At 56.9% G+C, this 12,629-nt stretch carries 16 protein-coding genes and 1 other RNA gene; 12 read left to right on the top strand and 5 right to left on the bottom strand.

Features of this window, described 5'->3' with window-relative positions; all coding sequences use genetic code 11:
- Window positions 1-35 precede the first annotated feature (35 nt).
- The 7 genes from GOW60_RS06960 to GOW60_RS06930 all read left to right on the top strand — a co-directional run bounded on the left by GOW60_RS06960 (window position 36) and on the right by GOW60_RS06930 (window position 4,709).
- A complete protein-coding gene (locus GOW60_RS06960) occupies window positions 36-686 on the top strand; it encodes a TenA family protein (protein WP_171228717.1) in 651 nt (216 codons plus the stop codon).
- A 17-nt stretch (window positions 687-703) separates the two neighbouring features.
- Window positions 704-1,066, top strand: coding sequence for a DUF4345 family protein (locus GOW60_RS06955; protein WP_171228716.1), 363 nt, complete (start codon window positions 704-706; stop codon window positions 1,064-1,066).
- 36 nt (window positions 1,067-1,102) lie between these two features.
- Window positions 1,103-1,450, top strand: a transfer-messenger RNA (tmRNA) gene (ssrA, locus tag GOW60_RS06950).
- Between the two features lie 101 nt (window positions 1,451-1,551).
- On the top strand, window positions 1,552-1,983 hold the full coding sequence (locus tag GOW60_RS06945; RefSeq protein ID WP_171228715.1) for an ester cyclase: 432 nt from the start codon (window positions 1,552-1,554) through the stop codon (window positions 1,981-1,983).
- A gap of 125 nt (window positions 1,984-2,108) precedes the next feature.
- Window positions 2,109-2,924 (top strand): sulfurtransferase/chromate resistance protein, encoded by an 816-nt coding sequence (locus GOW60_RS06940; protein ID WP_171228714.1) that lies wholly within the window; start codon window positions 2,109-2,111, stop codon window positions 2,922-2,924.
- Complete coding sequence (chrA, locus tag GOW60_RS06935) at window positions 2,921-4,174, top strand: chromate efflux transporter (protein ID WP_171228713.1); 1,254 nt, start codon at window positions 2,921-2,923, stop codon at window positions 4,172-4,174. Before GOW60_RS06940 ends, chrA begins: the two co-directional genes overlap by 4 nt.
- Window positions 4,175-4,250: 76 nt before the next feature.
- Window positions 4,251-4,709 (top strand): SspB family protein, encoded by a 459-nt coding sequence (locus GOW60_RS06930; RefSeq protein ID WP_171228712.1) that lies wholly within the window; start codon window positions 4,251-4,253, stop codon window positions 4,707-4,709.
- A 27-nt stretch (window positions 4,710-4,736) separates the two neighbouring features.
- Here the strand turns inward: GOW60_RS06930 and GOW60_RS06925 are convergent, their stop codons facing one another.
- The gene (locus GOW60_RS06925) at window positions 4,737-5,300 is read right to left on the bottom strand and encodes a hypothetical protein (protein ID WP_171228711.1); all 564 of its coding nucleotides are present in this window, start codon (window positions 5,298-5,300) and stop codon (window positions 4,737-4,739) included.
- Between the two features lie 205 nt (window positions 5,301-5,505).
- On the opposite strand from GOW60_RS06925, the gene fumC reads away from it, so the two are divergent.
- The 4 genes from fumC to GOW60_RS06905 are packed head-to-tail and all read left to right on the top strand — an operon-like array spanning window position 5,506 to window position 7,955.
- Window positions 5,506-6,900: a class II fumarate hydratase gene (fumC, locus tag GOW60_RS06920; protein WP_171228710.1), complete on the top strand. Its 1,395-nt coding sequence runs from the start codon at window positions 5,506-5,508 to the stop codon at window positions 6,898-6,900.
- Window positions 6,900-7,076 carry a DUF4169 family protein gene (locus GOW60_RS06915; protein ID WP_171228709.1) on the top strand — a complete coding sequence of 59 codons (177 nt, stop codon included), beginning with the start codon at window positions 6,900-6,902 and terminating at the stop codon, window positions 7,074-7,076. Before fumC ends, GOW60_RS06915 begins: the two co-directional genes overlap by 1 nt.
- Window positions 7,073-7,294: a ribbon-helix-helix domain-containing protein gene (locus GOW60_RS06910; RefSeq protein ID WP_152457905.1), complete on the top strand. Its 222-nt coding sequence runs from the start codon at window positions 7,073-7,075 to the stop codon at window positions 7,292-7,294. Before GOW60_RS06915 ends, GOW60_RS06910 begins: the two co-directional genes overlap by 4 nt.
- 58 nt (window positions 7,295-7,352) lie before the next feature.
- Window positions 7,353-7,955 (top strand): DNA-3-methyladenine glycosylase I, encoded by a 603-nt coding sequence (locus tag GOW60_RS06905; RefSeq protein WP_171228708.1) that lies wholly within the window; start codon window positions 7,353-7,355, stop codon window positions 7,953-7,955.
- A gap of 4 nt (window positions 7,956-7,959) precedes the next feature.
- Here GOW60_RS06905 and GOW60_RS06900 read toward each other — a convergent pair whose 3' ends face one another.
- From GOW60_RS06900 to GOW60_RS06885, 4 genes are all read right to left on the bottom strand, one after another.
- Window positions 7,960-8,841 carry a fructose bisphosphate aldolase gene (locus tag GOW60_RS06900; protein ID WP_171228707.1) on the bottom strand — a complete coding sequence of 294 codons (882 nt, stop codon included), beginning with the start codon at window positions 8,839-8,841 and terminating at the stop codon, window positions 7,960-7,962.
- 73 nt (window positions 8,842-8,914) lie between these two features.
- Entirely contained in the window at window positions 8,915-10,270 is a 1,356-nt protein-coding gene (locus GOW60_RS06895) for a cytochrome P450 (RefSeq protein ID WP_171228706.1), read from the bottom strand.
- A complete protein-coding gene (locus tag GOW60_RS06890) occupies window positions 10,267-11,469 on the bottom strand; it encodes a hypothetical protein (protein WP_171228705.1) in 1,203 nt (400 codons plus the stop codon). Before GOW60_RS06890 ends, GOW60_RS06895 begins: the two co-directional genes overlap by 4 nt.
- 62 nt (window positions 11,470-11,531) lie before the next feature.
- Window positions 11,532-12,284 (bottom strand): cytochrome c biogenesis CcdA family protein, encoded by a 753-nt coding sequence (locus GOW60_RS06885; RefSeq protein WP_171228704.1) that lies wholly within the window; start codon window positions 12,282-12,284, stop codon window positions 11,532-11,534.
- Between the two features lie 106 nt (window positions 12,285-12,390).
- On the opposite strand from GOW60_RS06885, the gene GOW60_RS06880 reads away from it, so the two are divergent.
- On the top strand, window positions 12,391-12,624 hold the full coding sequence (locus GOW60_RS06880; RefSeq protein ID WP_171228703.1) for a sulfurtransferase TusA family protein: 234 nt from the start codon (window positions 12,391-12,393) through the stop codon (window positions 12,622-12,624).
- The last annotated feature ends 5 nt before the right edge of the window (window positions 12,625-12,629 follow it).

Here is a 12,629-nt window from a genome sequence, read left to right as displayed (position 1 = left end):
CTTTGTCTGCATCGAAACAAAACTGGAGCTTCCGAATGCAGGACCAATCCCGCCCAACCGAAGTGCTGCGTCAGAGCAAAATCGACGACTGGACGGCCGCCACAACCCATGCTTTCACCCGCGAACTGTCTGACGGCACCCTGCCCGAGAACAAGATGCGCTGGTATCTGCAACAGGATTATCAGTTCGTCGACGGTTTCGTACGTCTATTGGCCAGCGCCATCGCGCATGCGCCAACCCTTGCTGACAGCGTTCCGGCCGCGCAGTTTCTGGCGGTGATCACTGGCCCCGAGAACACCTATTTCCTGCGCGCGATGGACGCTTTGGGCACTGAACCCAGCACCGAGCCCGCGCCCGCCACACGCGCCTTTCAGGATCTGATGGCCGAAGCCGCAGCCTCTGGCCGTTATCAGAACATGCTGGCGGTACTCGTCGTGGCGGAATGGGTTTACCTGAGCTGGGCCAGCCCGGAAAACCCGCCCAAGTACGGCTTGCCGTTCTGGTTTGCGGAATGGATCACGCTACATGCGGGCGAAGGGTTCGAAAGCGTCGTGGAATATCTGCGCAGTCAGCTGGATAACGTCTGGCCGACGCTGGATGCGGCCGAACAGGCCGAGGTCACGCGACTGTTCCATCGCGCTGTCGAACTGGAACGTGATTTCTTTGACGCCGCCTACGCGGCCTGAACCATAAGGGGGCCGGAATGGTCGCAACTCTGAACGTCATCGCGGCATTGCTGACCATCGGGTTCGGCGCGTTTGGGTTTCTGGCGCCGGCCCACACCGCGTCGGCCCTGGATCTGGCCCCGACCAACAGCACGATGGGGTTGTCCGAGATGCGCGCCTCGGTCGGTGGTTTGTTTGTTGTGACGGGGATCGCCGTTATCTGGCTGAACAACCCAATGGCCTATGTCATGCTGGGCATTGTCTATTCCGGTGCGGCGCTAGGCCGGTTTGTGTCGGTCGCGCTGGACAATCCCCCCTTGGCCAAGGCGTTGATCTTTGGGGGAATCGAACTGGTTCTGGCCGTCTGGTTGATAGCTGCAAACTTCAACAAAACCACCTAACAGATTGGAAATGTTAAACACGGCTGCGTTCATTCTGAGTTTGCATCCACCCATCACCTCACCTATATAAGAGTCGTCCTTCGGGACTATGGACATAAACGCGCTCGTAATAAGCGGATCGGACCCGGGGGCGGTACCCGGCGGCTCCACCAACCATCCTTCGTTTGGGGATTTTGGGGCCGAAACAGGATCGACGAACGTCTAAAGGGGTTAGCTTTGTCTCGGCTGTCTGCCACCGTTACCGGCGAAAACAGTACAATTGCAAACGACAATCGTGCTCCGGTTGCAGTTGCTGCGTAAGCAGTAGCAAGACCGAAACTTAAGCCCTTGCGCCTAGCCGCGTAAGGCGGGGTTCGCAGGTACCTGGCAACAGAAACCTGCATTAATCCCCCACATGTCTGAATTTATTCATCCGGCCCTACGCGGATTCAGAGTTTATTCATTCCTATTTGCCATCTTGCCAGCACTTGGACAGGAGAACTGGGATGACGAATTCAGAGATACTCAGAAAGTGGTACTCCGAGGTTTGGGAAAATGGAAACACCGAAGCAATTGATCAGTTCTTCGCACCCGAAACGATGGCCGAGGGGCTGATTCCGGAAATGCAGGTCGGTGCGGACGATTTCCGGGATCTGGTCATGGCCTTCCGTCATGTTCTGGGGGACATCAAGGTCGAATTGCCCAAGATCATCGAAAACGGCGACTGGGTGTCCGCCATTCTGCATGTGCGTACTTTTCGGGCTGACAATGGCGCTCCGCTGGAAGTCACCGGCCAGGTCATGGCGCGGTTCAAGGACGAAAAGATGGTTGAAGCCTACAACCATTTTGACTTCATCTCGTTTTTTGAAGAACTGGGCCAGTTTCCATCGGACACCCTGCCCGTATGCATGACCGGGCAACGCCTGGACTGGGCGTGAACCCAAAGCAATCTTGACCCCCATGACCCTTGCGCGCTAGCAAGTGCCATGGGGTAAGATTGCGAACGCCCCGTGAGGCGACAGCCCAAGTTTCGCATGTATCCGCGGTCACAAGGAAACATGCCATGGCATCGCCCAACTCTATTTCTCCCAAACAACTCCTGCGTCTGATCGGTACTCCGAATGCGCCCGTTCTATTCGACGTCTGCCTGAATGACGATTTTGAAGAAGATCCCTATCTGATCCCCGCATCAATCCGGCACCCGGCCACGGATCTTCGGGGGCTTTCGTGCAAGATCTCCGATCGCCCGGCCGTGATTATCTGTCAGAAAGGCAAAAAGCTGAGCCAGGGCGTTGTCTCCTGGTTGCGCGGCGAAGGGCATCAAGCCGAATTTCTGGAAGGTGGAATGCATGCCTGGCGCGACATGGCCGATGCACCACGTGTGCCCGCAGCGCGCATTCCTGATCGAATTGGTGGCCATACGCTGTGGGTCACGCGTCACCGGCCAAAGATCGACAGAATCGCATGTCCCTGGCTGATACGCAGGTTCGTTGATCCCGACGCCAAGTTCCTGTTTGTGGCACCCGGCGAGGTCGAAAGCGTTGCGACTGCTTTCGGGGCGTCACCTTTTGATATCGAGAACACGTTCTGGAGCCACCGAGGCGACAATTGCACGTTTGACACCATGCTGGATGAATTCGGGCTTCACTCCCCCGCACTGGACCGGTTGGCGACGGTCATCCGGGCAGCGGACACGAACCGGCACGCGCTTGCACCCGAAGCGGCGGGATTGTTGGCGGTGTCCGTCGGGCTTTCAAGGCAGTACCGCGATGACCATGAAAACCTGAAGGCCGGGATGAACCTTTACGACGCGATGTATCGCTGGGCGCGCGATGGGTTTGACGAAAACCATGACTGGCCCACCGGGCGAACGTCATGACACCGACACTGGCCGAGATTTTCAAGGTTTTTGGCAGGATCGGTCTGCTGTCTTTCGGCGGTCCTGCGGCTCAGATTTCCTTGATGCATCAGGAATTGGTCGAACGCCGACCCTGGCTGGATGAACAGACTTACCTGCGCGCCCTGTCTCTGTGCATGTTGCTGCCGGGCCCCGAGGCGATGCAGTTGGCAACCTATGCGGGGTGGCGTCTGCGCGGCGTTGTCGGCGGGCTGATTGCCGGCAGCTTGTTCGTGTTGCCCGGCGCGTTGGTGATTGCGGTTCTGGTCGCGCTCTATTCAGCGTTTGGCGATGTTCCCTTGGTGCAGTCTGCTTTCACGGGCATCAAGGCAACCGTCATCGTCATCGTTTTGCAGGCGCTCCGCAATCTTTCGCGCAAGGCATTGAATGATCGCGAGCATCGAACAATCGCAATCCTGTCCTTCCTGGCCATTTTTCTGCTGAACCTTCCTTTTCCGGCGATCATATTCGTTGCCGCAGCCTGGGGGTACGTGACCTTCAAAGGACCCGTAGAATCTCCCCCGCGAGAAGGAACACCACATCTGGCGCGGTCTCTGCGAACGATTGCTGTCTGGTTGCCCCTTTGGTTGGGCCCACTCGTCGCTCTGAGCGTCACAGGCCATCAACTGCTGAGCGATCTGGGGTGGTTTTTTGCCCGGCTCGCCGTTGTAACCTTTGGCGGCGCATATGCCGTATTGGCCTACATGACTCAAACGGTTGTCGACCAGTACCACTGGATCAGCACGGATCAGATGATTGATGGGCTGGGGCTGGCGGAAACGACTCCGGGGCCGCTCATACTTGTCACACAGTTTGTCGCCATGCTGACCGGGCAACTGACCGGCGGGTTCACGCTGGCGCTTGCAGCCGGTGCAGTTGCATTGTGGGCGACGTTCGTTCCGTGCTTTCTTTGGATTTTTCTTGCGGCCCCATATCTCGACCGTCTGGCCGCGCGTCCCCGCCTGTCTGCGGCCCTGCATGGAATCACCGCGGCCGTCGTCGGGGTGATTCTCAACCTTTCCGTGTGGTTCGCCCTGAATGTTCTTTTCGAATCGGTGTCTGAAAAATCATGGGGTCCTCTGGCAATCCCCATGCCGCAGATTTCCGCGTTGAATTTTACCGCATTCGGTCTAACTATCCTTGCTGGGGCCTTGATTTTTCGACTGAAATTAGGGATGGGAACCGTGCTTGCCCTGATGTCGATTGCCGGCCTGGCTGCACACAATATCTGATCAATCCGGTCGTACCCGCCCTTTCGTTTCCGAACAAAACCCCTATGCTGAGCATAACCACTTTTGAGGATCACACATGTCGCAAGGCATCGATTATGGAAACCTAATGCACACCGCCATGCGCGGCCTGATCAAAACAGTGCTGAAGGACGTTTCTGAAACCGGTCTACCCGGGACGCATCACTTTTTCATCACTTTCGACACACGTGAAGATGGTGTGGAAATCGCCGACTGGCTGCGTGAACGATATCCCGAAGAAATGACCATCGTCATGCAGCACTGGTTCGAGAACCTCGAAGTTGGTGACCTCGGCTTTGGCATCACTTTGAACTTTGGCGATGCCCCGGAACCGCTGTACGTCCCTTATTCTGCAATCAAGACTTTCGTGGACCCATCCGTGGAATTCGGCCTTCGCTTCGAAAGCCCGGAAGACGAAATCGAAGAAGATCAAATCATCGAAGACGACATCGAAGTCGAAGAAGAAGAAATACATCACGATGCGGATATCGTATCGCTTGACAGCTTTCGGAAATGAACCTTCAAACCCCGCCCGGCGCGGGGTTTATCGTTTCATCAGGAAAGTCTCGACCGATCGTGATTTTTGACCATCTATGAATCGTGAAAACGCGAGGTTCAGCCCGCCTTGGGCAAGCGTGCGGTCGAATTGCTGCAACTCATATCCTCCGTCCTCGTCAATGAACAAAGAAAACACGGTCAGTGTTTCGCCGACGATGCGGCCCCATACAAATGGCTCGCCCTTCATCGGGTCCAGCGGGACTTCGTGACCAAAGACATTGCGTTTCATCGCCGCCGAAAACACATCCGGGCGGTCTGACGGAACAAAATCAATCGAGAACTTCTGTTCCTTTACGCGTCCATCCAGCTTGTATGTCGTCGTCCGCCAACTGACGTTGAAACCGTTCTTGGTCTCGACGATGGAAACGCTCATGTCGCGGGGCGTTGTCGTGCCATCCGCGTCCACGACTTCGGCTGAACCGATATAATCTCCTATGAACGGTGTAATGTCTGCCGCGCGGGCCGCTGCGCTCAGAACCGACAGCCACAAAGCGCAAACTGCAAGTATCGCGACTGCTTTTCCAAGCGTAAAGCGATGGAAATTTGGCATTTTGTCCTCCATGGCGTCTATTGCTCCATTGTAGCCCAGAGGTATCGGCAAACAATGCACATTCCCCGCCAATAACGATTAAAGTGACGCACCCCGCGCCTATACCTTTGACGCCCTTAAGTTTAAGGTGCGCGCAACTGGCCGATTGCGTCACGGCGTGGCTGCGGCTAAACGGCATACAACTGCATACCAGACGGAGTGACCGATGTCTCAAACCCGCACAGAATCCGACAGCTTTGGCCCGCTCGAGGTTCCTGCCGACAAGTATTGGGGCGCACAGACGCAGCGCTCGATCATGAATTTTCCCATCGGTTGGGAAAAACAGCCGGTCGCCATCGTGCGCGCGCTGGGCGTAATCAAGAAAGCCTGCGCCATGGAAAACAAGGCAACGGGCAAGCTGGACGCAAAGATAGCAGATGCGATCATCCAGGCCGCAGGCGAGGTGATCGAGGGCAAGTTCGACGACAACTTTCCGTTGGTCGTGTGGCAGACGGGTTCCGGCACCCAGTCGAACATGAATGCGAACGAGGTCATCGCCAACCGAGCCATCGAGATTCTGGGCGGCAAGATCGGATCCAAAGACCCGGTACACCCGAATGACCACTGCAACATGGGGCAATCGTCGAACGATACTTTCCCAACCGCCATGCATATCGCAACAGCGATGAGCGTACGCGACGTGCTGCTTCCCGGTCTTGAAAAACTGGCGTCCGGGCTCGAGCAGAAGGCCGAGGAATTCAAGGACATCATCAAGATCGGCCGAACCCATACACAGGACGCGACACCGCTGACACTGGGTCAGGAATTCAGTGGCTATGCCCACCAGATTCGTCAGGGGATCGCACGCGTACATGCGGCGATGCCGGGGATTTACGAACTGGCCCAGGGCGGAACGGCCGTTGGCACCGGCCTGAACACCCAGCACGGCTGGGACAAAGCCGTCGCAGGCCATATGGCCCAGATCACCGACCTGCCCTTCGTGACGGCGCCGAACAAGTTCGAAGCGCTGGCCGCCCATGATGCCATGGTCTTCCTTTCGGGCGCTTTGGCGACGATTGCCGGCAGCTGCTACAAGATCGCAAACGACATTCGTTTCCTGGGCTCCGGGCCTCGTTCCGGCCTGGGTGAACTGATCCTGCCGGAAAATGAGCCCGGCTCGTCGATCATGCCCGGCAAGGTAAACCCGACGCAGGCCGAAGCGCTGACGCAGGTCGCCGCGCATGTGATGGGCAACAACGCGGCGATGAATTTTGCCGGGTCGCAAGGGCATTTCGAATTGAACGTCTACAATCCGATGATGTCCTACAACCTGCTGCAATCGATCCAGCTGTTGGGGGATGCCGCCGACAGCTTTACCGAGCGGATGCTGATTGGCATCAAAGCGAACGAGCCGCGCATCGACAAGCTGATGAAGGAATCGCTGATGCTGGTCACGGCGCTTGCCCCCACCATCGGTTATGACAATGCGACCACAGTTGCGAAAACCGCCCACAAGAACGGTACCACGCTCAAGGAAGAAGCCATCGCGCTGGGCTTTGTGGACGAAGCGACCTTTGATGCCGTCGTCCGCCCCGAACAGATGATCGGCCCAAAAGACTGATGGGCAAGCCGGTCAATCTGAACCGGTATCGAAAGGAAAAAGCGCGGGCCGAAAGAAAGGCCCACGCCGACCGGAACGCCGTCGCGTTTGGGCGTACAAAAGCTGAAAAAGAAGTCGTGAAACTTCAACAGAAAAAACAAAAGCGCGACCTAGACGATCATGAGCTGGACGAATGAGCGGCCGTCCTGTCAAACGCTCTTTGACCCTGAAAGGACACCGAACCTCGGTATCACTCGAGGATGAATTCTGGCGTGCTTTTCGCGAGATCGCTCAGGAACAAGGTAAGCCAATCAATGTCTTGGCGGCTGAAATAGATGTGGCTCGCGACCCGGAAACGGGTCTTGCATCGGCCATACGCGTCTTTGTGCTGAACTGGTTCCGAAACCCTGATTGAGACTTGTCACGCCCTCTCCTCGACGTGTAACGTGAGTGGGAACAAAAAGGGTACAACCATGAGCGACACCATTACCGGGCCGGATGGGCAGCAAAGATGCGCATGGTGTCAGGCCGCGCCCGAATTCTTTGAATATCACGACAATGAATGGGGTTACCCTGTCGGCGACGACCAACGGCTGTTTGAAAAACTGTGCCTCGAAAGCTTTCAGTCAGGCCTTAGCTGGCGAACGATCCTGAACAAGCGCGAAAACTTCAGGAAAGCCTTTTGCGGGTTTGATTTCAACAGGATGGCCACGTTTTCTGATGCAGATGTGGAACGGCTGCTACAGGATTCCGGGATCATCCGTCATCGCGGCAAGATTGAAGCGGTGATCAACAATGCGCGTTGCGCGCAGGACCTTGTGGCGGCCGAAGGATCTCTGGCGGCCTATGTCTGGCGTTACGAGGCTGAAACGCCTCCGCCTCCGCAAACGGCGTCCACATCGCCCGAGTCGGTGGCCATGTCGAAAGATCTCAAGAAACGGGGCTGGAAGTTCGTTGGCCCTACAACCGTGTTTGCGTTCATGCAGGCCATGGGGCTGGTCAATGATCATGCCGAGACCTGCATCGGCAGAAAAAAAGCGGCACAGATGCGCCGCTCTTTCACCAAACCTGTCTGAAAGGTTAGACGGAGGCTTTGAAAATCTTGTCGATGTTCGCACCCAGCGCCGCGTTGAATTCGGCATCTGACTGCTGCTTCGACAGGCCTTCAGTCAAGGCCCGCGAGAAGGATGCAATCATCTTGCCGTTCCGACCCAGCAGATCACAGGCTTCTTCCGTCGAATAACCGCCCGACAGGGCCACAACGCGCAAGACCCGCGGGTGGTCAGCCAGCGCGTCATACAGGTTTGCCTGTGTCGGGATCGTCAGCTTCAGCATCACGTCCTGGCCCTCGGCCAGTTGATCGAGGTTTTTGAGGATTTCAGCCTTCAGGATGTCTTCCGCCTCGGCCTTGGTTGCCGAATGGATGTTCACTTCGGGCTCCACGATCGGAACCATACCGGCATCGGTGACTTCGCGGGCGACGTCGAACTGTTGGGCAACCACCGCCGCGATGCCATCGGCATTCGCTTCGTGAATGACCGAGCGCTCCTTGGTTCCGAACACACCATCGGCCTTGGCCAGGGTCTCGGCCAGACCGGGGATCGGTTTCATCATCTGAACGCCATTTGCCTGGTCTTCCAGGCCTTTGTCGATCTTCAGGAAAGGAACGATACCTTTGACCGACCAAAGGTAATCGGCAACCTTGCGGCCTTCGATCTCTTCGCCCAGGGTACGTTCGAACAGGATTGCGCCAATCACTTTGTCCTTTGTGAAATCGTCGGCCAGAATGATGCGGGCACGCATCTTCTGGATTTCACCGAACATCTCTTCCTCCGAGCTGTAGTCGGATGCCTCGACGCCATACAACGCAAGCGCTTTCGGGGTTGATCCGCCGCTTTGATCCAGTGCCGCGATAAAGCCCGTGCCGTTGATCATCTGCGCGCGCTGTTCTGCTTTGGACATATTGTTTTCCCGTTCAATGATGATTCCGATGTTCTTCCCCGCATACAACAGGGCGTGAACCGATGGTAGGTTGTTAGCGCTCAAACAGGCGTAACCATATGCCATCTTTGGATCGAACCGTCAGGTGAGCGACCGGAACAGGTGTTTTTCCCGGGATTGTTTCGAACCGGTAGCGGCGCAAGAGCATCGACAGGATCAGCGGCCCTTCGACCATTGCAAACCCGGCCCCGGTGCACACTCGGGGGCCTGCTGAGAACGGGATGTAAGCGTCGCGCTGGCACCGCTTGCCGTTCTCCGTGCCCCAACGGTTGGGATCAAAACCGTCCGGATCGTCCCACAAACGCGCCTGACGGTGCAAATGCCACGGGCTGATCACGATCTGCGCGCCAACCGGCACATCCCGGTTACGGAACCGTTCGGGGCACGTGGTCTCGCGGACCATCATGGGCACCGGAGGATAAAGGCGCAGCGCTTCGCGAAACACATCCCGGCTGATCCGAAGTTTTGAAACAGAGGCAAATGAAGGATCATCCAGAGCAGCGGCCTCCTCTGCAACCTTCTGCTGCCATTCCGGGTAAAGGGCCATCAGGTACAGCGTCCAGGCCAAGGCTGACGCGCTGGTCTCATGCCCGGCAAGAAAAAAGATCGCCACCTGATCAACCATTTCCTCGGGGTCGAAGAACTGCTCGGTTTCGGGATCAGCCGTCGTCATGATCTTTGTCGCAAGATCATCAGGTGCCGTTCCGTCCTTGATGGCCTTTGCGCGTGTTCTGGCCAGTTCGGCAATCAGCGCCCTGATATCCCGCGCGTTTTGTTTGGTCGCCCCGGAATGAAACCGGGGCAGCCACTTTGGCAAGGGAACAAAAGCTGCCAGATTCAGCAAAGGTTGCGCGCGTTGATAGGCCCGGAACTTTTCGAACACCCGGCTGGCGATAGCGTTGTCGATAGGAACGGAAAACAGGGTGCGAAATATCACGTCCGCCGCCGCATGGCTTGTCTGTTCTTCGAATTCGAGTTCCCCGCCGACATGAGGCCGCAGCCGTTCCACACACGCCTCGGCAGCGGCCAGCATGGCAGGGAATGTATCCTTCAGACGGCCCCCTTCGAACGCGGGATCGATAATCCGCCGCTGTCGTTTCCAGGTCTCGCCATTGGCCAGAAACACCGAATTGCCAAGCAACGGGCGCAGGCCTTCGCTGATCCTGCCGGATTTGGGAAAATCGTCAGGCCGTTTCTTGAGGACGGTTTGAACCAGATCCGGTTGATTGATCAGGAACGACCGGAAGAACGGAGTTTTGAATTCTGCCATCCACGCGCGATACAGCCGGGCTGGCTGCGCCGACAGCAGGTCTTGTCTGAACAGTTTCACATAGCGCAGCAACGAAACCTTCTCGGGGCGCGGGTCTGGCTTGGGCGGCGTTTTGGTCATGGGTGTACCGAGGTGAACTTGGAGACAGGCATCTCGATACGGCTGCGAGAAGCCTCACGATCCGCAAACCTTTGCCCCAGCGTCAACGGGCCAGCCGTTATCCGGAAATAATCATAGCTTTCCGGCTTATCGAAGGCGCAAAGATACTGAAAATGAAGCCGAAAAAATCGCCATCGCAAAGCTTTCCAGCGTTCCGGAGACAAGGTTTGCGAAAAAGCCGCCGACAGGACCAGCGGCCAGCGTTTATCAGCATCGGCCACCCCCGTGACCGCAACCGGATCGCAAAGCGCAAAGGCGCAGCCATCGCCGGGGGCCGAGACATCGATCCAGCTGAGCTCGGACCGCGTGGACAGGAAATGCAGATCGGACCGCAAATCGTGTGCCTGGGACAGAAACGAGACCATGGGAACCACCTGTCCCAGACTTAGAAACGACAGCACCGCGCCTTGCTCGTGCACTTTCGAATTTCGAACCAGCTCGGCCAGAACAGACACCCCCAGATGCGCGCCCGAGCTGTGGCCAACGATCAGCACCTCATCCACATCGGAATTCAACGCGTCTTGGATCGCTTCACGAAACGAAGACAACCTTTCCCGTAGCTCGACCGGCATTTGCCCGCTCAACTGCGCTGAATAGGCGTAATCATGCATCAGGTAATACGCAAACAACCGGTTATCGACCTTGCGAAACCACAGCAGTAACGCGACGGCGATGGCCGCTCCGGGGAATACCCCCCACCAACCAGCCATGGCTATGCATGCCCATGCCAACGCAAGCGCGATCAGCAGCTGAGACACCAACATCGCCACTGGATACAACGCAGCGATCACCGGGCCCTTGCGCAATCGCATCAGACGCCACAACGTACCGGTTGATGTGTAAATCCACGCCGTGCGGGCCAATTGCCAATAGGTCGCCGGGATCGAGACCGACATGCTGTCGCGCACGATGTCGGACCACACCAGAACCTCGAATTCCGTTTCAACAGTCAACCCATCTTGTTCCGAGGTCACACGCCACCCAAAACGCCCGTCCGTTGTCTTTTGGGATATGGCGATCTCGTACCCCGAGATCCGGGCCTGCTTCTGCGATTCACTGCGATATAGCTCGCGATATCGCCGGGGCGGCATCGGATCATAGCCGGGTATATAGAACACCCGACGTCTGCGCACCTGCGGCTGATTTGTGTGACTGCTCATGCCCTTACCTTCTGATGCGCAGGTTAACGCAGGCTTGAAGCCAAGGTAAGAGGGTCAGTTGATCACCCGAAACTTGCCAGCGCCGGAAAAGTCTCCAGCAACCACCAGCTGAAACGGGTGAAAAGCCCGGTTATCAGCATGATGCCCACAAACAGCAACAGCCCACCCATGATCTTTTCGATCGTGCCCATATACGGTTTGATCCGGTTCATCACGGTCATGGAGCGATTCAGGAACATGGCCGCCAACAGGAACGGAATACCCAAACCCGCAGCGTAAACCCCCAGCAGAAACGTGCCGCGCGCGACAGACGCTTCGTTCGCCGCCAGTGACAGGATCGCACCCAGTTGAGGACCAATGCACGGGGTCCAGCCGAATGCAAAAGCCAGGCCAAGGATGTAAGCGCCGAAGACCGACCCACCGGAATCACCGGTTTCAATCCGTGCTTCGCGATCCAGAAAAGGAATCCGGAAGACATTCAGAAAGTGAAGGCCAAAGACGATGACAACGGCACCGGACAACTTGGCGAACAGCACCTGATTTTGCAGCACAAACGCGCCAAAGGCCGATGCGGTAAAGCCAAGCAGCAGAAACACGGTCGACAGGCCCATGACAAAGAACAGCGCCGACATGGTCGCCTTGCGCCGCGCGCGGGCCTCGTCCTGCATCTCATGTATGGTAACGCCACTCATATACGCCAGATAAGGCGGTACGATTGGCAATACGCAAGGCGACAGAAAGCTGATCAGGCCACCCAGCAGCGCGACGAACATGGCGGGCAGCAGTCCCGCGTCTATGATTTCGATTCCGAACATGTTTCTGCACATATGTGATGAAGAGCGATCCGTCACGGGGCCAAACAGTCACATCCTCGTGCTCGAAATCTGGACAATATTACAACTTCACCCTATCCCGAAAATCATGTCAGAGAATACAGATACCCTGGACGCTTTGGGCCTGTTGTGCCCCTTGCCCGTCCTGAAAGCCCGCAAACGACTGAAATCCATGCCGGAGGGTGCCGTTCTGCGGGTGCTGGCCGATGATCCTGCGGCTATCGTGGATGTTCCGCACTTTTGTGCTGAGGCCGGGCATACACTGCTTTCGCAGGACACTGACGGCGCACATCAGATCTATCTGATCCAAAAATCCAGCTGACCTTC

Origin of the sequence: Ruegeria sp. HKCCA4008, assembly GCF_013033125.1 — a bacterium.
GTDB lineage: Bacteria > Pseudomonadota > Alphaproteobacteria > Rhodobacterales > Rhodobacteraceae > Ruegeria.
The sequence above is the reverse complement of the archived record's forward strand: the minus strand, read 5'-3'. Positions and strand labels throughout refer to the sequence as shown.